26 protein-coding genes are annotated in these 24152 nt (G+C 48.3%); 6 read left to right on the top strand and 20 right to left on the bottom strand.

Translation table 11 applies throughout. The features are described from left to right. Positions 1-92: 92 nt before the first annotated feature. The 8 genes from BC349_RS09125 to BC349_RS09090 all read right to left on the bottom strand — a co-directional run bounded on the left by BC349_RS09125 (position 93) and on the right by BC349_RS09090 (position 7636). Positions 93-446: a hypothetical protein gene (locus BC349_RS09125; protein WP_187256433.1), complete on the bottom strand. Its 354-nt coding sequence runs from the start codon at positions 444-446 to the stop codon at positions 93-95. A 63-nt stretch (positions 447-509) separates the two neighbouring features. Further along, on the bottom strand, positions 510-878 hold the full coding sequence (locus BC349_RS09120; protein WP_187256432.1) for a response regulator transcription factor: 369 nt from the start codon (positions 876-878) through the stop codon (positions 510-512). After that, the gene (locus tag BC349_RS09115; RefSeq protein ID WP_187256431.1) at positions 871-3591 is read right to left on the bottom strand and encodes a sensor histidine kinase; all 2721 of its coding nucleotides are present in this window, start codon (positions 3589-3591) and stop codon (positions 871-873) included. Before BC349_RS09115 ends, BC349_RS09120 begins: the two co-directional genes overlap by 8 nt. After that, the gene (locus BC349_RS09110) at positions 3584-3799 is read right to left on the bottom strand and encodes a hypothetical protein (RefSeq protein WP_187256430.1); all 216 of its coding nucleotides are present in this window, start codon (positions 3797-3799) and stop codon (positions 3584-3586) included. The genes BC349_RS09115 and BC349_RS09110 overlap by 8 nt, the downstream gene beginning before the upstream one ends. 79 nt (positions 3800-3878) lie before the next feature. Beyond that, a complete protein-coding gene (locus tag BC349_RS09105) occupies positions 3879-4124 on the bottom strand; it encodes a DUF6814 family protein (RefSeq protein ID WP_187256429.1) in 246 nt (81 codons plus the stop codon). Between the two features lie 18 nt (positions 4125-4142). Further along, complete coding sequence (locus BC349_RS09100) at positions 4143-5693, bottom strand: MFS transporter (RefSeq protein WP_187256428.1); 1551 nt, start codon at positions 5691-5693, stop codon at positions 4143-4145. A 35-nt stretch (positions 5694-5728) separates the two neighbouring features. Then, complete coding sequence (locus BC349_RS09095) at positions 5729-7126, bottom strand: hypothetical protein (RefSeq protein ID WP_222840127.1); 1398 nt, start codon at positions 7124-7126, stop codon at positions 5729-5731. A gap of 78 nt (positions 7127-7204) precedes the next feature. Then, positions 7205-7636: an IS1/IS1595 family N-terminal zinc-binding domain-containing protein gene (locus BC349_RS09090; protein WP_187256427.1), complete on the bottom strand. Its 432-nt coding sequence runs from the start codon at positions 7634-7636 to the stop codon at positions 7205-7207. Between the two features lie 118 nt (positions 7637-7754). Here BC349_RS09090 and acs point away from each other — a divergent pair, with 118 nt between their 5' ends. Further along, positions 7755-9668, top strand: a complete 1914-nt coding sequence (acs, locus tag BC349_RS09085) for an acetate--CoA ligase (protein WP_187256426.1) — start codon at positions 7755-7757, stop codon at positions 9666-9668. Between the two features lie 19 nt (positions 9669-9687). Here the strand turns inward: acs and BC349_RS09080 are convergent, their stop codons facing one another. The 10 genes from BC349_RS09080 to BC349_RS09035 all read right to left on the bottom strand — a co-directional run bounded on the left by BC349_RS09080 (position 9688) and on the right by BC349_RS09035 (position 19110). Further along, a complete protein-coding gene (locus BC349_RS09080; protein WP_187256425.1) occupies positions 9688-10944 on the bottom strand; it encodes a 1-acyl-sn-glycerol-3-phosphate acyltransferase in 1257 nt (418 codons plus the stop codon). Positions 10945-11045: 101 nt separating this feature from the next. Further along, positions 11046-13754: a T9SS type A sorting domain-containing protein gene (locus tag BC349_RS09075; protein WP_187256424.1), complete on the bottom strand. Its 2709-nt coding sequence runs from the start codon at positions 13752-13754 to the stop codon at positions 11046-11048. 235 nt (positions 13755-13989) lie between these two features. Further along, positions 13990-14547 (bottom strand): L,D-transpeptidase family protein, encoded by a 558-nt coding sequence (locus BC349_RS09070; RefSeq protein ID WP_187256423.1) that lies wholly within the window; start codon positions 14545-14547, stop codon positions 13990-13992. A 147-nt stretch (positions 14548-14694) separates the two neighbouring features. Then, on the bottom strand, positions 14695-15072 hold the full coding sequence (locus BC349_RS09065) for a LysM peptidoglycan-binding domain-containing protein (protein ID WP_187256422.1): 378 nt from the start codon (positions 15070-15072) through the stop codon (positions 14695-14697). Positions 15073-15083: 11 nt separating this feature from the next. Continuing rightward, on the bottom strand, positions 15084-15566 hold the full coding sequence (locus BC349_RS09060) for a BON domain-containing protein (RefSeq protein ID WP_187256421.1): 483 nt from the start codon (positions 15564-15566) through the stop codon (positions 15084-15086). A gap of 29 nt (positions 15567-15595) precedes the next feature. Then, positions 15596-16003, bottom strand: coding sequence for a DUF4332 domain-containing protein (locus tag BC349_RS09055; RefSeq protein WP_187256420.1), 408 nt, complete (start codon positions 16001-16003; stop codon positions 15596-15598). A gap of 159 nt (positions 16004-16162) precedes the next feature. After that, positions 16163-17005, bottom strand: coding sequence for an outer membrane beta-barrel protein (locus BC349_RS09050; RefSeq protein WP_187256419.1), 843 nt, complete (start codon positions 17003-17005; stop codon positions 16163-16165). Between the two features lie 27 nt (positions 17006-17032). Continuing rightward, positions 17033-18133 carry an anti-sigma factor family protein gene (locus BC349_RS09045; RefSeq protein WP_187256418.1) on the bottom strand — a complete coding sequence of 367 codons (1101 nt, stop codon included), beginning with the start codon at positions 18131-18133 and terminating at the stop codon, positions 17033-17035. Positions 18134-18157: 24 nt separating this feature from the next. Then, a complete protein-coding gene (locus tag BC349_RS09040; RefSeq protein ID WP_187256417.1) occupies positions 18158-18643 on the bottom strand; it encodes an RNA polymerase sigma factor in 486 nt (161 codons plus the stop codon). A 218-nt stretch (positions 18644-18861) separates the two neighbouring features. After that, positions 18862-19110 (bottom strand): hypothetical protein, encoded by a 249-nt coding sequence (locus tag BC349_RS09035; protein WP_187256416.1) that lies wholly within the window; start codon positions 19108-19110, stop codon positions 18862-18864. Positions 19111-19268: 158 nt separating this feature from the next. Between BC349_RS09035 and kbl the strand changes: the two genes are divergently transcribed. Next, entirely contained in the window at positions 19269-20456 is a 1188-nt protein-coding gene (kbl, locus tag BC349_RS09030) for a glycine C-acetyltransferase (protein WP_187256415.1), read from the top strand. A 1-nt stretch (position 20457) separates the two neighbouring features. Here the strand turns inward: kbl and BC349_RS09025 are convergent, their stop codons facing one another. Next, a complete protein-coding gene (locus BC349_RS09025) occupies positions 20458-20841 on the bottom strand; it encodes a RidA family protein (protein ID WP_187256414.1) in 384 nt (127 codons plus the stop codon). Between the two features lie 32 nt (positions 20842-20873). Here BC349_RS09025 and BC349_RS09020 point away from each other — a divergent pair, with 32 nt between their 5' ends. From BC349_RS09020 to BC349_RS09005, 4 genes are all read left to right on the top strand, one after another. After that, positions 20874-21515: a 3-hydroxyacyl-CoA dehydrogenase family protein gene (locus BC349_RS09020; RefSeq protein WP_187256413.1), complete on the top strand. Its 642-nt coding sequence runs from the start codon at positions 20874-20876 to the stop codon at positions 21513-21515. Then, complete coding sequence (gene tsaB / locus BC349_RS09015; RefSeq protein ID WP_187256412.1) at positions 21515-22192, top strand: tRNA (adenosine(37)-N6)-threonylcarbamoyltransferase complex dimerization subunit type 1 TsaB; 678 nt, start codon at positions 21515-21517, stop codon at positions 22190-22192. Before BC349_RS09020 ends, tsaB begins: the two co-directional genes overlap by 1 nt. Positions 22193-22281: 89 nt before the next feature. After that, positions 22282-22623 carry an ArsR/SmtB family transcription factor gene (locus tag BC349_RS09010; protein WP_187256411.1) on the top strand — a complete coding sequence of 114 codons (342 nt, stop codon included), beginning with the start codon at positions 22282-22284 and terminating at the stop codon, positions 22621-22623. 161 nt (positions 22624-22784) lie between these two features. After that, positions 22785-23438, top strand: a complete 654-nt coding sequence (locus BC349_RS09005) for a rhodanese-like domain-containing protein (protein WP_187256410.1) — start codon at positions 22785-22787, stop codon at positions 23436-23438. Here the strand turns inward: BC349_RS09005 and BC349_RS09000 are convergent. Continuing rightward, entirely contained in the window at positions 23435-24100 is a 666-nt protein-coding gene (locus tag BC349_RS09000; RefSeq protein WP_187256409.1) for a response regulator transcription factor, read from the bottom strand. The genes BC349_RS09005 and BC349_RS09000 overlap by 4 nt on opposite strands. Positions 24101-24152: the final 52 nt, after the last annotated feature.

Genomic DNA, 24152 nt, shown 5'->3' with positions numbered 1-24152 from the left:
AGATTTTTAAGGGGGTCAATTATTTGACCGGTACCGGGGGAAATAAAACACCGGGGCCGTTCAGGTCAGTAACAAAAAAGAAATAAAACGGATCAGCATTCCGGAGGCTGGATGATCCTTCTTGTATGATCGGTGGTGCGTATGTCCACAGAGCGTGGAATATCATAATGGGCCCTTATGGCCAGGCTGAGTTGCATGATCTGGGCGAAGTCGAGAAAATTGGCATGGATGGATTTGCCGTTCTTATGTTCTTCGTTAATGTTGTTATTACTGCCCCCGGCCTCTTCTTCTACAGAATTGAGCAGTACTGTCCTGTTTTGTTTTGACACCAGAGGTAGCATCACCAGTGTACTTGCCAGGGCCATCATGAAAAAGAATGCCATTCCGCTGAGCAGAATTTTGGAGCGGTACAACCTTGGATAATATGACAGAACCGGATTTGGCATTCGGGGCAAATATAGTTATCAGGTCTTAAAGCACATACAATTGTTAATTCATTTAACAATGACTTAAGCCACGAGGCTGTTGATCTGCTTCATCAGGTCGCGGGTCGAAAAAGGCTTTGAAATGTAGAGGGCGGCACCCAGGTCAAGCCCTTTCCGGATATCTTTTTCGCGGGTTTTGGCACTGAGGAAAACAACGATGATGTCTTTGAGGACGGGATCGGTTTTGATATGCCGGCAGATGGCGTAACCATCCACATCCGGCATCATGATGTCAAGCAACACCAGGTCCGGATGGGCCTGTTCTACCAGTTCCATGGCTTCCTTTCCGTTTCTGGCTACCATTACAGCATAGCCGTTTTTCTGCATCAGAAATTCCAATGACATCAGGATATATGGGTCATCGTCAACTACCAGTATTTTTTTATTACCCATTGAGGAAAAAGGTTTTCATTGATGGTAGTGTAAAGATAAAGCAAGCGCCACCTTCCGGAGAGGTTTCTGCCCAGATTTTGCCCTTGTGCAATTCTATAATTCTTTTACAGATAGCCAGTCCAAGTCCGCTGCCCTCCGGTTTGGTCAGGGTTTGGTTCCTGGCCTGAAAGAATTTATCAAAGATCAGGTCCCGGGTTTCAATGGGAATACCTTTCCCTGAGTCGCAGACCCAGACCTGTAATTCGTCATAATTGTAGCGGGTGGTGATCCGTATCCGGCCCTCCGGCGGGGTGAATTTGATGGCATTTGACAGCAGGTTGTACAGCACCTGCCTGATCAGGTCTTTGTCACATTCAATCAGCACCATGCTGTCGGGCATTTGTATATGGAGTTGCAGGGATTTCTCCTGTCGCAGCTGGCTGGTGGAATCAGCCACATCCCTGATCAGGTCTCCTATATTGACGGTACTGGCGTGAACTTTTTGCCTGCCCGATTCGTACCGTTCGAGGTTCAGGACCTGGGTGATGAGGTGGCTTAATCGTTCCGTTTCACTGATAACGGAACCCAGGAATTGTTGCTGTTTATCCACGGGCATATCCGGGTTATCGTGCACGATCTCTGCCAGCGCCCTGATGGATGTAAGAGGAGTCCTGAGTTCATGCGTTACAGTGTACAGGAATTCATCTTTCACCTCGTCGATTTCCTTCAATTGCCTGTTAACGTTGGTGAGTTCCTGTGTGGCTTTGGTGAGTTCCTGTGATTTTCTCCGGAGTTCCCTGTTGAGTTCGATGACCTGTTGTGATTCGCGCAACATATTGATCACCTCATCAATGCTCAGTTTTTCAGTCTTTGCCACACTGGATACCATGATATGCGCGGAGGCCGAACCGATTACACCCGATAATATTTTTTCGGTAAAACTGACCAGCCTGGGATCTGCTTTTTTATTGGAAAGATCTATTTTATGTCGGGTGGAATAACTGTTCAACAGTTTGTCTGCTCTTTCGCCACCCAGAAAATTCTGCAGGAGTGACCGCAGGTCGTTAAGGCTGGCATTTCCTTTCCAGACTAGCTTTCCTTCCGAATGGGCGGACTGCCGGAAAATATCCACGAATATTTCTCCCTGGTAGGTCTCCTGGAGTCCTTTTCGGCTATAGATGGAGGTTATGAAAAATACTGCAGCGTTCAGTAGCAGGCTCCAGAAAAGCGAGTGGGAGACCGGGTCGAAGTTGTCCAAGCCAAAGAGGCTGTAGGGTCGTAACCATGACTGACCGAAAAGTCCATTGTTAAGGAACCGGTCGTTCACCAATCCTGCACTGGCGAGCGAAGGCACCACCAGGGTGAAGACCCAGATCAGGAAACCTGTAATCAGTCCGGCCATTGCCCCGTTCTTGGAAGCTCCTTTCCAGTAAATGCCTCCCAGAACCGCGGGAGCCAGCTGGGCAACCGCGGCAAAGGAAACCAGCCCGATCGATACCAGCGAAAATTGTTGGGCAATGAGTTTGTCATAAAGTAAGGAAAGTGCAAGCACCAGTACGATGCTGATCCTTCTGACCCAAAGGATAATGGTTTGGGGAGAGCCATCTCTCCTGTCCTGGATCGATGAGGAGGAGAAGAGAATGGGGAGAGCCAGGTTATTGCTGATCATGGTGGTCAGTGCAAGCGTTTCCACGATGATCATTCCTGTAGCGGCAGAAAACCCTCCTATGAAAATGAACAGGCTAAGCCACTCCATTCCATGTGACAGCGGAAGACTCAAAACGTACATATCCGGATCGACTGAACCTGCAGGATTCATGAGTGCGCCACCCAGTGCAATGGGTAATACAAAAATGTTGATCACCAGCAGGTATAAAGGGAAGAACCAGGATGCTTTATTCAGGTGGTTTTCTTTCAGGTTTTCAACCACATTGACCTGGAACTGTCTGGGCAGGAAAAAGATGGCCATCATGGAAAGGAATATCATGGAAACCCAGCTGCTATAGGAGGATTCCGTATCCATGACAAATACCTTCCTGAGTGTTTCATTGACGGAAGCCTGGGTGAAAATATCACCGATGCCGTCGAAAATTCCGTAGGTAATAACTAAGCCTGCGGCCAGAAAGGCTACGAGTTTTATCACCGATTCAAAGGCAATGGCAGCCACCAGGCCTTCGTGTTTTTCAGATGCGTCCACTGAACGGGTGCCAAAGAATATAATGAACAGGGTCAGCAGGAGGGTGATATATATGGTGCTGTCATTCAGCAGGCTGTAAGGACCGGACCCACTGCTGTTGGTAAGCATATCAAAACTGGCGGATATGGCTTTCAGTTGCAGGGAGATATAGGGAATGATGCCCACCACACAACAGATGGTTACGACAACCGCAATGGAAAAGTTTTTTCCATATCGGGTGGAAACCAGGTCGGCGATACTGTTGATGCGTTGGGTTTTGGAGATGCGGATGATTTTCCTGAGCACTGGCCAGAAGAGCGCGCACATGATGGTGGGTCCGAGGTAGATGGAAAGGAATTCAATACCGTTGGTAGATGCCCTGCCCACGCTGCCGTAATAGGTCCAGGCAGTGCAGTATACCGCCATTGACAACGCATATACATAACCGTTATTTATCAGGCTCCGGTCCATTTTCTTTCTCTTCTCTGCATACCAGGCGATGACAGACAGGATTCCCAGATAGAGGATGGCGGTGCCGATAGTGACCCAGTTATTCATGATCCCTGTTTTTTCTTCCGGATCGGTCTGCTGCCAGGTACAGCAGCAGGATGCCGGTGAGCCATATAATGAAGACATACAGGTAAAGCACCGGTTTTCCATAAAGGAAAGCCGGTTTGTTGGCAATCGATATCAGGGGATAACTGAATGCCAGGAACAGTGCGATACTGATCAGTATCAGGGTAGGTGATTTCCTGTTGTGGCGCATAAAAAAATGGCATAGCCGGTAAAAAGGTAATTTAACCAAACTATGCCATTTGGCAAAAGTGATGAAATCAATGATGGTATCAGTCAGTTATTTCATCTGAGCTTTCCGGCAGGTGATCGTATTCTCCCTTAAGTGCGTAGTAACCAAAGATGGCCAGGCCAACTGCAATGGGGATAAAAATGATGACAAAAACGCCCCACTGGATCTTTGTGTCAATTACCGGGTGGGCGGCAATCTGGGATGCGGCGGTTTTGATGAGGTAGAAAATAGCAATAGGGGCCATTGCCATCCAGAGCACTCCGAGATATCTTTTAAACTGGTTCATTGTATTAAATATTTTAGGTTAGTCATTAACGTCAGGGTCGATACGGTTGCTGATATACAGCGCCCCGATGAAGAGGGATACAGCTGCTATGATGATGGGATACCATAGTCCGACCATTTTATCTGCCGTATAGATGGTGGTTAACAAGGTGGCAATAAATGGTGTCAGTCCGCCGAATATTCCATTACCAATATGATAGGGTAGTGACATACTGGTATACCTGATCTTGGTGGGAAAAAGTTCTACCAGGAAAGCGGCAATCGGACCATAGACCATGGTTACAAAAAGGACCTGGATGAATACAAGGAAAACGAATTTCCAGTAAGTGCTGTTGTCCAGCTTTTTTTCGGTATAACTGATGACGGAGGCAGCTTTGACGATGCCAGAAGCGGCCTGGACCGTGTCAACGGAAACGGCTTTGTAACTAAATCCGTTGTTCAGTGTTTTGAGGGTTGTGCTGGTAATAAGGGAGTCTGTGCCGCTCTTCATGAGTTCTTTTTTCACCACCGGTTTTTCGCTGCCTGCCAGCATGGTTTTTTCCATGGAGGCAACATTGGTGAGGTCCATGAACTGGCGGTAAATGGGGCGATAGGAAACGATGGCAACCAGCATACCTGCCAGCATGATCCATTTTCGGCCGATCTTATCGCTCCATGCGCCAAATACAACAAAGAAGGGGGTGGCAAAAACGATGGCCCAGATGATGATGGTACGGCTTTGGTCAAAGTCGATCTTACACACGTTTTCTATAAATGACTGCGCATAGAACTGGCCGGTATACCAAACCACGCCCTGGCCCATAGTAGCGCCGAATAGGGCCAGCAGTACCATTTTCAGGTTGGTTCGGTGGCCGAAACTTTCCTTTAGCGGGTTCACGGACACCTTGCCTTCCGATTTCAGTTTGGCAAACAGGGGGGATTCGTTCATTTTCATCCGGATATAAATCGACACGATCACCAGGATGATGGAAACCAGGAAGGGAATACGCCAGCCCCAGTCGTTGAATTTGCGGATGGACTCATCAAGGTTGGCATCGAGGCTATGGCGGGTGAGCAGGATAATACCGAGGGAAACGAATAGTCCGAGTGTGGCGGTAGTCTGGATCCAGGAAGTGTAATAACCCCGCCTTTCTGCTGGTGCATGTTCTGCCACGTAGGTAGCAGCTCCGCCATACTCCCCTCCCAGGGCAAGACCCTGTATCAGGCGGAGAAGAAGTACGATAATGGGGGCAGCAAAACCGATGCTCTCATAGCTGGGCACCAGGCCGATGGCGAAAGTGGAGCCACCCATGAGTACAAGCGTTAAGAGGAAAGTGTATTTGCGGCCAATGAGATCTCCCAGGCGGCCGAATACGAGTGCGCCGAACGGCCTCACGATAAAACCTGCGGCGAATGTTGCCAGGGTGCTAAGCAGTGCGGCTGTCGGGTTGGTTTGCGGAAAGAATTGTTTGGCAATAACGGTGGCCAGGCTTCCGAAAATGTAGAAGTCATACCACTCGATCAGGGTGCCGACCGAGGAGGCCCCGATGACCTTCCAGATGCCCTGGGTGTTGTTTGATTTTGTTGACATGGCGAGCTGATGTTTGGATTGCAGATATGATTGAATTAAAGATAAACCTGGAACTGGAGGAGCAATTCTCCTGCACGTTCCATCACTTTTTTTGATGTTGGATGGTAAAGCGGCCTGCTGGAATATTGCAGGGTGATCCTGGAATGATGACCGTCCAGGAAAAAGTTGGAACCGATGTCATAATAGTGCCCGGACTGATTCAGGGCTTCAAGGTTTTTAAGGGTGTAGGCTGCCATTGGCTGTACCCGCAGTTTTCCACTTTTGCCTTTGGGTAGCAATAATCCGGCCTGGGTGTACCAGATATTACCCGTACCCATCATAATCCGGTTGTTGCCGGGGCCTTCCAGGGTTTTTGTGCCGGTAAACTGTGGGTCCACTGCGCCGGTATTCATAATGCCAACGGAGCGCAGGTAATCGGGTCCGAAATCGTAGTTATAAAAAACGCTGTAGGCGGTGACAGCCATATTCTTTGCTTTATCGCCCACAGGGATATCGGCAAAAACGTCTAATGCCTGCAGGCTGATATTGTGTTTGCGGGTGATGGCATCACTGGTGATGGAGCGGGTGCCGTCTTTGTTGTGGTAAAAGCCGGCCCCGATATTCAATACTTTCTTGCTACCGATATAGCTGCCCACCCGGTATGGCAGGGTGTTGGCTTCCTGGTCAAACAGTTGAAGGTCGTAATAACCGCCAATGGCTGCTTTTGAGTTCCCGTTATTGTCTATGGCAGGTCCGCCGGATGCTGGTGCAAGGTTGGTGGCGAAGGGTTTGTTGAGGTGCATCTGGTAGTGCAATTTTCCCAGGGCTCCCTTGATGTAGATGCCATATTGCCTGGCAAACTGGTCTGAGTTTTCGATCAGTGGCCAGTTGAAAACAGGCGCATCAATCATCAGGAAGTTCAGGGTGCTGGCTGAGGTCATCCTGCTGAGGCCCCACCAATAGTGCAGTCCGGCGCCCAGGTATAAACTGTTCCTGTTAGGCTTAAGTGTTTTCGGGTTAATGGAGGGTAGGATAGCATATTCATTGAATACATCATGGAAAAACAGCTGGGGTTTCTTTCCCTGCCCATACCCGCCGGTTCCCGCACTGCCTGAGGCTCCTCCAATTACAAAACTCTGGTTGTTGATGCCCGCATGCATCACGATCAGGTAGCGGGGTGAGATCTGTGCCATCGCAAGCAGCCTCAATCTCCTGGCCCCGATGTCAAGCGCGTTTTTGGCGGGATCGCTGTTGATGACCGTGCCGGGGTTCTGTTCCGAACTCCTTGCCCAGATCTGCCCCCAGAAGATCATTCTGAGATACCTGGAACCATCTTCATTGATGTTGATGCGTAACCCGGGTCCGTAATTGGCCCCACCCTGGGCCTGGACATTAATTATTGCTGAAAGGGTGCAGGCAGCCATCAGCAGCAATCGTTTGATGTTTTTTTTCACGCCTGTTCATTTTTTCAAATTTTATTTATTTAACAGGCCGGTTACAAGTTCCTGGTATACTTCTGTTAATGGGTATAGCTATCGGGAAGTGTTTTTCCTGAATCTTTCCCATTTTATGAGCATGAATTTATCGCCCAGTTCAGTGATCATACAGCCTGAGTTCCTGAGGCTTTCCCTTTCTTTTATAAAGTCGATCAACTCCGCGTGGGATAAGACTTTGTAGGTGGGTCGATAATCGTAATTCTCCGGTGATTTGATATTGTATTTTCTTACCCAGTTCAGTACGCTGACATGACTGATTCCCAGGATACGTTCAATTTCGCGGAGGGATATCCCTTCAATATAGAGTTGAAGGGCCTTGATTACATAATAAGGGTCTATATTTTTCCCTTCCTTCAAAACGGTAAAATAGTAGTTGCAGGATTTGCAATGATATCGCTGTCGTCCTTTAACGACGCCACTTTTTGCGATATTATCGCCTTTGCATTTGGGACAGTTTATTTGCTTCATGGCAGGGCAATCGTGTGGTGCTATAGATAATTAGCATAAATATACTAATTTAGCAAATTACGGTTTCTGTTGCCGAAACATCTTTTCTACTTTTATCCCGCAAACAAAACGATGCCATATGTCATACCCATACCAGATTAAATCCCTGGAGCAATACAAAGCAGCATATAATAAGAGTGTAGTGGATCCTGAAGGTTTCTGGGGAGATATCGCCGGTAATTTTTTCTGGCGCAAGCGCTGGGATAAAGTGCTCGAGTGGAATTTCAAAGATCCCTCTGTGAAGTGGTTTTTAGGTGGTAAAATGAATATCACGGAGAATTGTCTCGACCGCCATCTTGGTTCACTCGGCAACAAGCCGGCCATTATCTGGGAGCCCAATGATCCGGAAGAACATCATCGCATACTTACCTACCGTGAACTGCACACCAAAGTGATCCAGTTTGCCAATGTTCTGAAGAACAATGGCGTTAAGAAGGGAGACAGGGTATGCATTTACATGGGTATGGTGCCCGAACTGGCCATTGCTGTTTTGGCATGTGCCCGGATCGGCGCCATCCACTCAGTCATTTTTGGAGGATTTAGTGCGCAGAGCATTGCCGACCGGATCATGGATGCCAGTGCTGATTTTGTGATCACCTGCGATGGCGCCTACCGCGGCAATAAGGAGATTCCCCTGAAGAATGTAATTGATGATGCGCTGATTCAGTGCCGCTTTGTCAAGAAGGTGATCGTGCTGACCCGCACCCGTACGCCGGTTTCGATGATCAAGGGACGCGATGTATGGTGGGAGGACGAGATCAAAAAAGTGGAAACCATGGGCAACCCTGATTGTCCGGCTGAAGAAATGGATTCTGAAGATCCTTTGTTCATCCTCTATACTTCCGGTTCAACCGGTAAGCCGAAAGGGGTGGTTCATTCCTGTGCCGGCTATATGGTGTATACCAATTATACTTTTGTGAACACTTTCCAGTACACGCCGGGGGATATTCATTTCTGTACGGCTGATATCGGCTGGATCACCGGGCATAGCTATATCGTGTATGGTCCGCTGAGTGCGGGGGCCACCACACTGCTGTTTGAAGGGGTTCCCACCTGGCCCGATGCGGGAAGGTTCTGGGAGATCGTAGATAAATACAGGGTAAATGTTTTGTATACGGCGCCGACTGCCATCCGTTCGCTGATGGGATTTGGCCTTGGACCGGTTCACGGCAAGCAGCTCGATTCGCTTAAAGTGTTGGGTACCGTGGGTGAACCGATCAATGAGGAAGCCTGGCATTGGTACGATGAAAACATTGGGAAGGGGCGTTGCCCGATTGTGGATACCTGGTGGCAGACTGAAACCGGCGGGGTATTGATCAGTAATATGGCGGGTGTAACGCCTTCCAAACCAAGTTTTGCCACGCTGCCGATGCCTGGCATCCAGCCGGTGCTGGTGGATGAAAAAGGTGAGGAGATCCTGGGCAATGACGTGAGTGGAAATCTTTGTATCAGGTTCCCCTGGCCATCGATCATCCGCACCACTTATGGTGACCATGAAAGATGCCGGACCAATTATTTTGCCACTTACGAGAATATGTATTTCACCGGGGATGGCTGCTACCGGGATGCCGAGGGTAATTACCGGATCACGGGCAGGGTGGATGATGTACTGAATGTGAGCGGCCACCGGATAGGCACAGCCGAAGTAGAGAATGCCATCAACATGCATGCCGGTGTGGTGGAAAGCGCGGTGGTCGGGTATCCGCATGAAATCAAGGGTCAGGGAATTTATTGTTTTGTCATTTACCAGGGAACGCATGGTGATGAGAACCTGAGCCGCCAGGATATAACGCAGACGGTTAGCCGCCTGATTGGTCCGATAGCCAAGCCGGATAAGATCCAGTTTGTATCTGGCCTGCCGAAAACACGCAGTGGCAAGATCATGCGTCGCATATTGCGCAAGATCGCGGAAGGCGAACTGGACCAGCTGGGAGATACTTCAACCTTGCTGGATCCGGGAGTGGTGGATGAGATCAGGGCCGGCCGGCTCTAAGCAAGTGTGGAGGCTGATTTCAGCGGGAAGAACTCATGCCGTTTATAATAGATTTGCGTATTGCCTGCAAGGACCTGAGGGTGTTTGCAGGCAATTTTTTTGCCAGTTGCTGTTGTTTCCAATCCTGGTAAAAGCCAAAATAGTTCCAGCAGTATTGTCCGGTTGCCAGGGTGATGAATAAAAGGGCCAGCGCTTTCCAGGCCGGCAGCAGCAGGAAAGAGGCGATTGCCAGCAGGGTAATCCAGGCCAGGTAGAGCAATGCTGAAGCGGCCACCAGTATCCAGGAATAAAAATCAATCCGCCTTACTTTTTTGTCTGTGATCCATCTCGCGGTCAGGAGTGGAAGGGCATTCAGGAGCCAGCCGATAAGGGCTGCCGGAAACCCCATTACCATGGGTGTTTTGGACAATTTCGGGAATTCTGCAGCAGCAACGGCCTGGTCGGAACTATGTGCTGCAGCCAGCAGTTCGCGGTATTGGTGAAGCAGGGGGCTGATTTCTCCCTGCCATTTCGGTTGTGCCTGGGCGATAGCCATCTCCATTTCAATCCTTTCTCCTGGCGGCAGATTCGCTGCTGCCAGTGAGTGCCGCCAGATATCAAGGACTTCGAATAATTGGGAGGCTTCATTTTTGCCGGACTGTACCACGATGTCTTTTACTCCATGGAAAGCGCGTGTGGTCAGCAACCTGATGGCAGAAGCCGGTTGTTCCCTGTATTCGTCCAGGTAATCATTTGCCGGTATCGGCTGCCCTATATTGATCCAGACGGTACTGAATAATCTTGTAGGATGACTGTAGTTAAAGCCGATGGGAATAACAGGAAGGGGCATGTCGGTTTTTTGAGCCAGCGCCTGGAGGGCAATCCTGAATGCCCCTTTTTTGAAAGGCCATAGATGATAGTCGATATGGCTCACACCTTCAGGGAAAAATAAAACCAGTTTCCCCTCCTGTAACAGCCTGATGGCTGCATCTATTGTCTGGTCGTTGGCGCCCAGTGTATGTCTTCCTGCTTCATGGTGGTGGACGGGGTGCATATGGAGCGCAGCAAGTATGCGGTTAATGATCGGATGGGCGAAAATATCACCCCGGGCAAAAAAATGTACGGGTCTTTTTAAAACTATTCCAAGCAGGGCGGCATCCATGAGGGAAGAGGGATGGTTGGCTATCAGCATGGCTGGTCCGCTGGCGGGGATTTGCTGTATGTTTTTAACCAGGGTATGCCGGTAAAACATACCCAGTGCGGTACGCATCAGGATTTTGACAAAGCGATAGAGCATAATTGAGATGACATAAAAATAGGGCAATACTGTTGAAGGCCGTGAAGGGGTAAAAAAAAGACCGCCCTTTTGGGGCGGTCCAAACTATTGTCATTGTTTAATTACTGTACGAAGAAAGGCAGGGTTTGTTTTTCACCATTCAGGTAACTGCTGATGAAATAGCTTCCTTTCTGGAGACCTGACAGGTTCAGTTTTGCCCTGCTGTCAGATCCGAAATTGATTTGCTGCTGGGAAACGACTGCACCTACCGCATTGTATACGATAACGTTTACTTTTTTGTTGCGCCAGTTTGCGTTTTCCATTGTCAGCGGCATAGAGGCGGTAATTGGGTTCGGGAAGAGGCGAAGACCTTTGAAGGCTGATTCGCTGCTGGAAACCCTGATCACTTTGCTATAGCTGAACTTGCCATCGCGGTCAGTCTGCCTGATGCGGTAGAATCCGTCACCAGAGAGCGGTTGGGCGTCAGTGAAGTTATAGTAGGAAGTCTGTGAAGTATTTCCACGTCCGGCTACTGTTCCGATAGCAGAGAAAGTATGTCCGTCAGCAGAACGTTCAATGGTATAGGTTTCATTGTTCAGTTCCATTGCTGTGCTCCAGTTCAGGTCAACTCCGGCGTTCACATAGCGGCCAGTGAAGCTCAGCCAGTTTACTGGCAGCGGGTTGAGGATTGGATCCAGTGAACCAAAGGTGAATACCGGGTTAAAGTTACCAACAGAGAAGGCGCGTATGCTGGCACTGATATAGCTAACGCCATCAACAACTGTAAGGCCATCGTTGCTGTTGAGCAATGGAGTCCAGTAAGCTCCAAGTGGAGTAAATGATAACCATGCCATAATACCAACGGTGGTTGGGTCTTTCAGGCCACATGATCTCTGGTCTTCATAAGACAACCAAATAATTGGCTGGTCATCTGAAGGTGGGAAATCTACAGGTGCGCCAACATAATCAACATACCAGTATTCGCACTGGCTGATGGTATAAGGAACCCCGCCTTCTGAAGGTGGATTGTTGGTGTTCGGGAAGTCGGGTAATGTGGGCTGGCGAACATAGAAAACCTGATAGGAACGTGCCACTTCAAATGCGTCTCCGAAAGCACCATCACTTAAGTGGACTGGTGCATAAATACCGGCATCACCAACCGGGTAGGTGAAGGCGGACGTTCTTTGGGTTTGCAGAGGACCATCCACGAAACTGGCGGCACTTCCACCCACCAGGGAAATATTGTTACCTACCAATGAAAGCACATTAGTGGTAGTGGTCACGAAATTGCCACTGGTCATTGTCAGCACCTGGTTATTCTGGTCGATAACAAATGGGGAAGCTAAGGTAACGGTAGACCCTCCCGTTTTATTGATGGTTATGGGTCCATTCCAATGACCTACAGCGCCTGCGTCCAGAGTCACTGTTCCGCTGGTAGCACCGCCAAATATAAGGGCAGTTGCAGTGGTTGTAGCATCGCTGGAAGCCTGGGTGGTTAGATTGCCATTTACCTGTAGGGTGCCGCCATTAAAGCGCCCGTCAATGATAGTTACATTGCCTGTTGCTGTAATCTGGTCTCCTGCTTCAATATTGAAGTTTCCGGTGGCACTGGAATTGTTCAGGATGATATTATTGAAAGTAACCGTACCTGGAGTGGCTCCACCCAGTACGGAAATGGTTCTTGCTGCTCCGGCAAGGAACTGAACGGTTCCGCCGTTTGCGATAAAAGCGCCATCAATATTGATATTACCCTGGATGTTGGTCGTTCCTGAACTCGCGCTGAAAGTTCCATTAGCACCCAGGTTGAAAGTGCCATAGTTTATTGTCACATCGTCTCCGTCAGGAAATACGGCTGTGCCACTGTTTATGTTAAAGCTGCCTCCAAAAATAGTTCCGAAATTAATCGCATTGGATACAAGGTTGGTAACGAAGGAAACAGTTGCTGCAGGATCGGCTTTGTTGATGGTAATAAGTCCGGCTCCTCCAACTGTGAAAGGAGCATCCATAGTAACTATTGCACTGGATGTGCCGCTGAAAATCAGGTCTGTTAAAGCGCCCAGAAAACCAGTTTGAATTTCCATATCTCCCTGAACCTGAAGGATACCCGTTCCGGTACCCAATGTGCCGTTTCGGAGCGACAAATCATTTTGAACAATAATTTGGTCACCAGCGGCAATATTCATATTGTCAGACGCAGGATTGGTTTTATCCAGAACGACATCGTAAAAACTGATGATTCCAGGTGCTCCACCGTTGACGTTTACTGTAGAGTTGACAGATCCGTTGAAGGTGACTATACTGGTACCGGCATTAAAAGTGACACCAGGTATGTTCACACTAAGGTTATCATCAAATTGCATGGCACCGAGGATGTTAATAGTTCCGCCGGTGAGCGTAGTTGTATTAACTATTGAGGTGGAAACTGCACCAGTATTAAATGTGCCGCCGGTCTGCGCCAGGTTCCTTGAAACAACGACGGTTCCGGGGGCATTAAGGTTGCCACCATTGATCAAAAGATCTCGGTTTGCAATTAGAATATTATTGTTTATTGCAGGACTAATTGTACCGGTGTAGCCAGCACCAATTGAAAAATCACGAACTATAATAGAACTGATATTCAATACGCAGTTGGCATCACTGCTGCCATCAAAAATGGCGTCCTGGGTGGGAGTTGGTGCACCAGCACCACCTGCGCCGCCTGGTGTAGTGGACCAGTTGGCGGCAACGTTCCAGTTGCCGGAAGTACCTGGTGCAACCCAGTATTTTGCCTGTCCATAGGAGTAGCTGGAAAGGATGATGCACAGGAAGGTTAAGTGTAATAGTCTTCTCATGGTAGAGTATTTGTTAAAAAGTGAATACATAACAGCACAGTTTAATAGTGAAATAATCCAGCACAGGGTTAAACGGATAGCCCGACGATGGTAATTATTTCTACGTTAAGGGAACAGGAACTGTGGTTGTTCGGCAGGATGGTTGGAAGACTGGAGAAGCACTTTCTCCAAACAAAAATAGTCATATCTAAGATATGACTATAATTTATAGAACACTAATTTAATCGGAGTTGACCTATTTTCGTATACTCACTCTCGTTCCGACCGGGATCATTTCATATAACTCCTCCATTTCGGACCTTTTCAGGCTGACGCATCCATTGGTCCAGTTCTGGAAATAATCGACAGCCATGTCATCCCGCTGCCAGGTTCCATGGATTCCAATCCCGTTTCCGATTCCTTTGTTCTTGGGAATCAGGCCTTTAGCTTTTCTTTCGTTGTATTTGGCCTTATCGGTGGGCGTAGGGTAATCGATCAGCATGATCTGTCCCCATTGTTTGTGCGGGCGCTTGGCAACGATTTTGTAATCCCCCTCAGGCGTTTTCCGGTCACCCTCCCACATTTTGTCGCCCAGGGTCTTTTCACCGAATACAACCGGATAGGTGGCATACCAGCCCTCATCGTCAAAAATGCTGAGTTCGTAATCGGATTTATCAACCAGGATACGGGGTGTGCCATTGAGTTCGGCGTTCAGGCGGTTATACCGGATGCTGCGGTAATTATGCCCCGAAAATGAAAAAAGTCCAACAGTACATAGGAGCATCATGGATACGGTTACTCGTGACAGCTGCATAGATTTTTATTTTTAAAAAAGTAGCTTCAACGGTTAGGGATAGCTCAAAAACGCTGCCAGAGGGTGAATTATTTCAGGTGTGGAAAAACTTTGAATAATGTTAACAAAACAGCCCCGGTACCGGGGCTGTAATTAATTAAATATCAACTATTTGCGTGGAATCTTAAGTTCCCAGCCCGGCTGGATCAGGTCAGGGTCCTTTATTCTTCCGGTATTGGCCTCGTAAATATCCTTCCAGGTGAGCCCGGGATATTTCTTCGCTATTTTACTGAGGTTGTCGCCGCTTTTTACGACATATGTCTCTTCAGCCCCTTCCGCTACCGAAAGATTCATGATCAGATCCGAATCGCGGAAATCGGGATTCAGGGTTTCATAGAGGTCCCACAACTCCTGCTTCGCAGCACTGCTGGCAGTGGTACCGTCAATATATAATACGCCATCCTGCTCACGCACCAGCAGGTTGGAAACCCCCTGCGCCATAGCAGCATCTACCAGGGCTTTATATTTAGTGTCTTGTAATGCCATGTTAATAAGGTTTATTTGATTACAAGTTTATTTTCAATGCTCTTTGGCTTCAACTCATTCAGCTTTTGCATCAGGCTGGGCAGGTCGGCTTTTTTGATCTCACCGGTCAGCGTAACCACGCCATCTTTTACTGCCGCCTGTACCTTGGGTAGATTCATGGCGGTAATAGCTGCTCCAACTGTTTGCTGAAGGGTTTCATCGGGATTGATGACAACCGGTGGTGGCGGCGGTGGTGTAACGGTGAGATTATTGGTCACCGATTTAACCCCTTTTATCGCTTTGGCAGCCGTTTCAACAGCAGCCCTGGTGGCATCATCGGCTACTTCACCGGTAATGGATGCCACCCCATCCGTAACAGTAACACTAACTCCCGGGTAGGCAGCAACAGCAGTTGCGACATTTTTCTGAATGTCAGCATCCTTTGGCTTACAGGCAATGAATGTGGTTGAACTGAAAATTGCCAGTCCTACCAAAATCCGACCGATTTTTTTCATAATTCTGGTTTTAATATTAATAATAAAGGTCAATGGAAAACTTTCTGGTCAAGGTTGCCGGCTGCCTCTATCATTCCTTCCAGCATTTCTGCGGAAGGCACTTTCCCGGACAATCCGAACTTTTCATTTACTTCCAGCAATTTGGCATGCAGGTTGGCGGCGTTCCTGGTTGCTAGTTCCTTTACAGTATCTACGCCCGCAGCTTCGAGCAATTCGGCCGTTTGCCCGGCAATCCCACTGATCCTGAAAAGGTCGGAGTGGTTTACCCAGGTTAGTATCAGTGACTCGGGGATTTTCGTGGCAGCGGCCAGGATTTCACGGGATGCTTTAGTTCCGGCTTTTTGTAAGAGGTCACCGGTAGTCCTGATGCCAAGTTTTTCCAGTTTGGCAGCATAGGTTTCGCCGATACCTTCAATATCTACAACATTGTAACTCATAATTCCAATCTTTTATTCACTAATATACAATATTGTAGTAATGAGTCAGGTGACTTAAAATTAAAATAATTAGAAGAAACATACAGGGACTGATGCCGGGTAATAAAAAAGGCAGCCAATATTCTGACTGCCTGGAATTTTTTTTTCAGTGAGACTTAACTACCAGCTGCTCCACCTCAATCCCACCGCATAAGGGGTGTGATCCAGTCCTTTTTTATACATGGATTCGGTCGCATAGGAACCATAGACCATTACTGGTCCCAGGTGAAGCTCACCGATATAGGACAGTTTGAAGTCATTCAGTCCGAGATCACCCCTGGTCTTGTCTTTCCCTGTTTCATCGCTCACATACTTGTGTCTTGAGCCGTACAGGTAACCGGCACTTGCACCGGCGCTGATGCCAAAGGATCTGTGGTAAGGCTTTTTGGGTGTGAAGTTGAAGTTCAGCAGCAGGGGAACGGTAACATAGTTGGTGGCCAGTTTGTTCTTGGTGTACTGGATCGCATCATCTACGTAAACCGAAGCCGGATTTTTAGTGTACCGGAGGTCCTGCTCATAACGGAAATTGTAAAACTCCACTCCGAGACCATACTTCAGGTTCACCACATTTTTTATCATGTTCAGCCTTTGCATGAAAATCCAGATGTTCACGTTGATGGATTTACTGTTTCTCAGGTTGAAATCGTCTTCTGTGGTGCCCGGTGCGAAAGCCTGGGCGGCAGCTCCTGCATAATTTGTCTTATCCTCAAAATTATTAAAGCCGATATCGAATATAAACCAGCTGGTGTTCGACCAGGCCGATTTGCCATATTGATTCCGCCTGATATTGATGTTTACATCACGGCTTGAAGAGCTTGCGCTGCCGTTTTTCAGGATGATGATATTACCGATGCGCATGGTATCACCGCTGGTTTCAGGCTTTTGTGCGGTGGTGTCTGTCTGGGCTTTTAGTCCGGTACTGGCAATAGCTGCCAGGGCCAAGAGAATGGTCTTCTTAAGCATATTTTTTATTTTTCTTTAATTCATTGTTTATTGCTGATCATTGGAAGCGGTGAATACACCTCCCTTTTCGCGGTCAGCAGAGAGCGGGTTGTTTTTTTCTATAAAGCGGCCTGCTTTTCTCAGGATACCTTTCAATGGTGTTTTCCTTACAATATTCCTTCCGGGTACATATACATAGTCTTCTTCTGCGGCATTGCTGGTATATACCACATTGGGGGTGGTGCTGGGTTCAATAATAACCGGTTTGTCAATGACCATTCCTGGTTTCGGATCGACAGCTGCCAGGGTAATGTCGGGTGAACCAACGGTATTTTCAACCTGTGCCTGAGGAATGCTGGCGGTGGTTTCGATTGTTTCCTGTCTTTTCGCCGGCTGCTCCTGCAGATCATTTTTGGCCAGTATAACGGGTGCTTCGGTCTGCCGGTATAGTTCCTTTTCCTGGTTTTTCTTTCCGGTATCCTTTGCCGTTAGATCCTGTTCCTGTTGACCCGGAGATGAGGCTGCCACCAGGTTTGTATTCGGTTGTGCCTCAGGGTTAGTCAAGGCATTTATTTTTTCCTGGCGGGATGAATCCACGGATGCAATGGCAGGTTGCGAAACTTGCTCTGCTTTTTGCTGACGGAGCCAGGTAAAACCTGCTGTCAGGATCAGTGCAGCAGCTACCGCATACCTTATCCAGAGCGAGATCACCACCGGCTGGCGACGCTCTTTGTCTGTTCTGTAGAGCCGTTCTTTACCGGGGAAGCGGATATTCGAATCGGCACTTAGCCTTGTTTTCTGGAGCAGTTCAAAATCGGATTGTAATTCTGGGTGATTGTAAACAAATTTCTCTGTTTCAGCCTTCTCTTCATTGGTCAGCTCATCGTCTGTATATTGTACGAACCAGGATTCGAAATTTGTCATGTTCACCAGGCTGTCCGTATCTTCTGTGCGGTACAGGTTTTCCTTTTCATTGAAAGCTACCTGGCCGTCAACCGGCTGGATGGTCAGTAATAACATCTCCAGTTCCGCTTTCAGGTCGGGATGCTGTTTCGCGAACGCCTCCACCTGCAGTTTTTCTTCCGCAGACAATTCCCTGTCTGCATAAAGCAGGAAGTATTCCTCGTAATTATGTCTGTTGATGTTCATTGTTTGCCTTTTTGGGTACTACATTTATAACACGTTCTCAGGCTTTACCAGGTAGTTTTTCAGCTGGATCCTGGCCCTGTGCAGGTAAACTTTTACCTGGCTTTCACTTAGGGAAGTGATCTGTCCGATCTCTTCATAGGAATACCCTTCATAATCCTTCAGCAGGACGAGGCTTCTCTGGGTTTCGCTTAACCTGGCCAGGGCTTCGTCGAGCACTTTCTTCAGGTTATTGACCGGTTTGTTAACGATGCCGGCCTGCTCATGGAACTCATCTTTCAGCACAACCCGCTTCACTTTCCGCAGATGGTCTATCATCTGGTGGTAGGCTACGGTAAAGAGATAACTCTTGCTCTTTTCAAACTCTACGTTGTCGCGGTGAAGCCACATTTTTTCGAATGCAGATTGCACCACATCCTGTGCATCTTCCTCGTGCCGGAGGTTTTTAAGGATAAAGCGGTACACATTGTCCGCATATACCCTTACACATTCATTGTATTCCCTTTCAGTCATAAACAGTTGAACTTGAATTTTCAGGCTGGTTTATAAGTAATACGCATGGCATGGAGGTAAAGTTACAGCCGGGGTATGAAAAATATAAATTCCGGGAATTGGGGTGAGTGAACGGTATGGCCGGCTTAGAGGGGCAAATAGCAGAAATTGCCGTGCCTGCGGTACCGTAGGCTTCATGGGGTGGTGCCACATGGACGGAAATACTCGCCGGGGAGGAATTATAATACGATGGACAGGATGTTGCCGGACAGGGACTCCCAGATTATGGATTCATGGGCGCCGGCTTTACCGGGATGGTTATCAGGGTGCCGGCCTTCCGGACAACTGCTGTCCTGAAGGCAGGTTTTTTGGGAGTTGGCGGGGCTGGCGGTTTTTGCCTTGTTGCCGGCAATATACTGGCAGGCCGTGGCGGATAAAACCACCATACTAAAGATGACCATCCTTTTGCCTGCCTGCAGAATTTTCATAACCCCGTTTTGCATGTTGGACGCAATATAACCGGCTGTAGTTACAGGCTTGCAGAAAAAAAGTTAAATGGCGGGTCACATGGTAACTATGCAAACGATTTCAGGAATTCGTTTTCTGCTTGTTTACTTTATTATTTTTACAGCCTAAATGATTCACCATGAACGAAAAATTTGTACAAAGGATATCAGCTGAGCTGGAAGAGATCAAGGCTGCCGGCCTGTTTAAGAAGGAACGTATTATAACCAGTGAACAGGGGCCGGAGATCATGGTGAACGGGGAGAAGGTGCTGAACTTCTGTGCCAACAATTACCTCGGGTTGTCATCCCACCCGAAAGTGATTGAAGCTGCCCATCATGCTATTGATACCCATGGTTATGGCATGAGCAGTGTTCGTTTTATCTGTGGTACGCAGGATATTCATAAAACCCTGGAAAAGAAGCTGGCTGAGTTCCTTGGTACCGAGGATACTATTTTATACGCGGCAGCCTTTGATGCCAATGGCGGGGTTTTCGAACCCCTGTTCGGTGCGGAGGATGCCATCATTTCAGATGAACTGAATCATGCTTCCATCATTGATGGCGTCCGTTTGTGCAAGGCCCAGCGCTACCGCTATAAACACAATGACATGGCTGACCTGGAAGAACAACTGAAGGCTTCGCAGGGGGCAAGAAGCAGGATCATCGTAACGGATGGTTCTTTCAGTATGGATGGCACTATCGCGCAGCTCGACAGGATTTGTGACCTGGCGGATAAATATGATGCCATCGTGATGTCAGATGAATGTCACTCATCTGGTTTCCTGGGTAAAACAGGTCGCGGTACGCACGAATACCGCGGTGTTATGGGTCGGATCGATATCATAACCGGTACACTGGGTAAGGCCCTGGGTGGCGCTTCCGGCGGATTCACCAGCGGCCGCAGGGAGATCATCGAAATGCTCCGCCAGCGCAGCCGCCCCTACCTTTTCAGCAATACCGTAGCACCTTCCATTGTGGGGGCTTCCATAGCTGTGCTGGACATGCTGAGCCATACCACTGAACTGCGCGACAGGCTGGAATACAATACCAACTATTTCCGCAACAGGATGACCGCTGCCGGATTTGACATCAAGCCGGGCGAACACCCGATTGTACCGATCATGCTGTATGATGCGGTAGTGGCCCAGAATTTTGCCGCCAGGCTTCTGGAAGAAGGTGTGTATGTGATCGGATTCTTTTTCCCGGTGGTTGCCAAAGGGCAGGCCAGGATCAGGGTGCAGCTGAGCGCCGCCCATACCCAGGAACACCTGGATAAGGCGATCGCTGCATTTACAAAAGTGGGGAAAGAGTTAGGGGTGCTGAAATGATTTAGCCTTTCATGGCAATCATGCTGATTTCAACGTTCACTCCCCTGGGCAGGCCTTTTACCGCAACCGTTTCACGTGCGGGGAAGTTTCCGGTGAAACAGGCGCCGTACACCTCGTTAACTGCTGTGAACAAAGACATATCGCTCAGGAAGATGGTCGTTTTTACCACATCGGCGAATGAATAACCAGCCTGTTTCAGCACAGCATCCAGGTTTTTCATCACCTGTTGTGCTTCCGAACTGATATCGGTAGCTTCCAACTGGCCGGTGGCCGGGTTGATGGGCACCTGTCCGGAAACGAATAAGAGGTTGCCTGCCTGTACTGCCTGGCTATAGGGGCCGATTGGTGCCGGCGCGTCTGGGGTGTTGATGATCTTTTTTTCCATGCGGTAAAATTAATTGCTTTGTACTTTTGAATATGATTGTTGCTCCTTTAAAAGTTGCCATTCTTTCAGCCGCGGGCCAGGAACTCTTCCCGGCCTGTTGTCCTGAACCTGTTGACTTGCTTCATTTTCATGATCCAGAGCTTTTTTTCAGTGCGCATGCGGACCTCTATATAGATTGCGAATTCGAACCGGATCCGGTTCGAATTAAAAAGCTCAGCCATTTATTGCCGGCTGCTGTTATGGTCAATTCGGTTTGTCAGACCATAGCGGAGCTGGGACAGCCTTTTACCCGGTTTAACGGCTGGACAGGTTTCAGCGACCCGCAGGTACTTGAGATTGCCCTGGCTTCTGAAGATATTCCGGTTGCGTTGGAACAGTTTGCGCTTGCCTGCGGCCGGACCTGTATCAGGGTACCCGATACCGTTGGTATGGTAAGGCCCCGGATTATTGCCATGATCATCAATGAAGCCTGGCTGGCCCTTGGAGAGGAAGTGAGCAGCGAGCATGAAATTGATGTGGCCATGAAAATGGGCACCAACTATCCCTTCGGCCCCTTTGAATGGGGTGAAAAAATCGGACTGCACAGGATTCACCGTTTATTGTCTCAGCTTTCCTTAATTGATTCAAAATATAAACCTGCAGCCAGACTGGCGGCGGCCCTTCAAACATCCTAATGGCAAACATATTGATTATTGACACCGCCCTTGAAACTGCTGGTATCTGTCTTGCAGGTGATGGCATAATACTGGGTGAAGCGACCAATGACAGCCAGAAAGACCATGCGGCCTGGTTGCAGCCTGCTATTGAAAGAATGATGAAGGAAGCCGGAGTCCGTTTGCAGGAACTGGACGCCGTTGCGGTTTCGGCAGGGCCGGGCTCCTATACGGGTCTCAGGGTTGGCATGGCCACTGCCAAGGGATTGTGCTATGCGCTCAATAAACCCCTGATCCGGCTGGATACATTATATCTCATGGCAATGACTGCCCGGCGTGTGGTTGCATGGGATATCTGCTACTGTCCCATGATCGATGCCCGCCGGATGGAAGTGTATACAGCTTTATATAATTCATCACTGGAAGAACTGATGGCACCCTGTGCCATGATACTGGAAGCAGGGAGTTTTGACAATTGGATGACAAATACCGAGATATGTTTTTTCGGAAATGGTGCCGCGAAGTTTAAAGACTTGTTAAAATCAGGAAAGGTTCATTTCATCGAAATAAAGGTAAATGTTACAGATGCAGCAGTGTTAGCCGCAGAAATGTTCCAATCGGGATCTTTTTCTGATCTGGCATATGCCGAGCCAATGTACATAAAAGCTTTTTACGACCCCGGAAAAGCAAAATCATGAAGCATTTTAAAAAATTGCTATGTAAATTTGCCTGCCAAGGTTAAGGCGTTAAGGCATAATTGCGTACAATTATAAATCCAATCTGACACATGAACACAGTAGCAGGAAATTATCTAATGGTAAACGAGGTAGAAGGCCCGGAAATGAAAGTAGATTTTTTACACGTTAAAAAGGCGGCTCTGACACTGCGGGCAATGAATCACAAACTGCGCCAGCAAATAATGAAGTTGCTGGAGGAGAACGAAAAGCTGACCGTTACAGAGATCTATGTAAGGTTAAGGCTTGAGCAATCCGTTGCTTCCCAGCATCTTGCCATCCTTCGCAGGGCCGGGATTGTGAAGACTGAAAGGGATGGTAAATTCATCTATTACCGTCTGAATGAACCCCGGATTGTGGAAATCACCCGTTGTGTGGAAGATATCATCAGCTAAGGGTTTTACCTCGGAAAGAGTTATAATGGCGGGGCCTCCGGTTCCCGCCATTATAATGTAAATCCGTCCATTCCCGGAAGTTCAGCTGATGAATTCCTGCTATTTGAAGAATGGGCATTGATTGAATGCCTGTTCCCGATTTTACAACCAGAATTCTTAATATGTCGATTATATCAATATCACCATCCTCCCTGCAGGATATTATCTCAGAAAAAAATATTGTTTTATTGGATGTTCGTCCGGCTGATCAATTCAGGGACGGCTTTGTGCCCGGTTCCATCAGTATTGGTGAAGACCATCGGTTTGATGAGTGGGCTGCTGCATTCTCTGCCAATACCGAAGGGGTGGTATTAATTGCCGGTAAAGGCAGGGAAACGGAGTTCGCCCGTTTGCTGGAAGAGGCGGGTATCAAAAATATACTTGGTTACCTGGAAGGAGGGTTTGAAGCATGGGCAGCATCCGGTGCGCCGATCGACCTGGTGATCGGGGTTGAGACAGATGAGCTGGCCATGGATTTGCCATTTGATCCCTTACTGGTTGTGATAGATGTCCGTGAACCGGTGCAGTATGCAGAAGGTCATGTAGCCGGGGCCCAGAACCTGCCACTGGCTGAACTGGACCTGACGGCCATTGCCAATTATGAAGAGAACCAGAATCTTTACATTCATTGCGGGGGCGGACATAAAAGCATGCTGGCGGCTTCCCTGTTCAAACGCCAGGGTATTCATAATCTCCGGGTGGTGGAGGGAGGTTTTAAAGCCATCCAGTCCGAAAAAAGAATTCCGGTTGAAAAGGAAGCGAGTAAACTGAATTAAACATTTACAATTCCGTTGCGGATGGCAAAAGTGACCAGTCCGACCCTGGTCTTTAACCGCAGTTTGTCGAACAGGGAATCGCGGTAGCCATCGATGGTCCTGGGGCTCAGGTACATTTTGCAGGCAATTTCCTTATAAGTCATTTCCGTGCAGGCATATCGCAGGAACTCCAGTTCGCGGTCATTCAGGACTGAAAGCGGGTTGCCGGTATCATTATTGTCGAGGTCATCATAGCGGTTAATGGTATGGATCAGGCGTCCGGTGACCAGTTCGGAATAATAATACCCTTTCTGGATAAGTGCGTCCATTGCGGTTCGAAGGTCAACGGGGTCGCAGTATTTCATGATATAACCACGCACCCCGGCTTTAAACATCCTGATGATGGAGTTTTCCGTATCGTACATGGAAAGTGCCAGGATTCTGATGTCAGGGTAATTTCTTTTCAGCCAGCCGGTGCTGCTGAAGCCGTCCATTTCCGGCATGTTTACATCCATCAGCACCAGGTCAGGCAGGTTGCCGGGGTCAAGCAGTTCTATCATTTCCTTACCATTGGATGCTTCAAACAGCACCGAGTAATCGTGGAAACCTTCCACCATGGAAACCAGTCCTTTTCTAAGCAGAATATGGTCCTCTACCAATGCAACTTTATACGGCTTGTTCATACAGCAGCATTTTAAGCGTTGTTAAATGCGGGCAGGATCAGTCGGGCAACCA

The organism is Flavihumibacter stibioxidans, from assembly GCF_014332695.1.
Classification (GTDB): domain Bacteria; phylum Bacteroidota; class Bacteroidia; order Chitinophagales; family Chitinophagaceae; genus Flavihumibacter; species Flavihumibacter stibioxidans.
The sequence above is the reverse complement of the archived record's forward strand: the minus strand, read 5'-3'. Positions and strand labels throughout refer to the sequence as shown.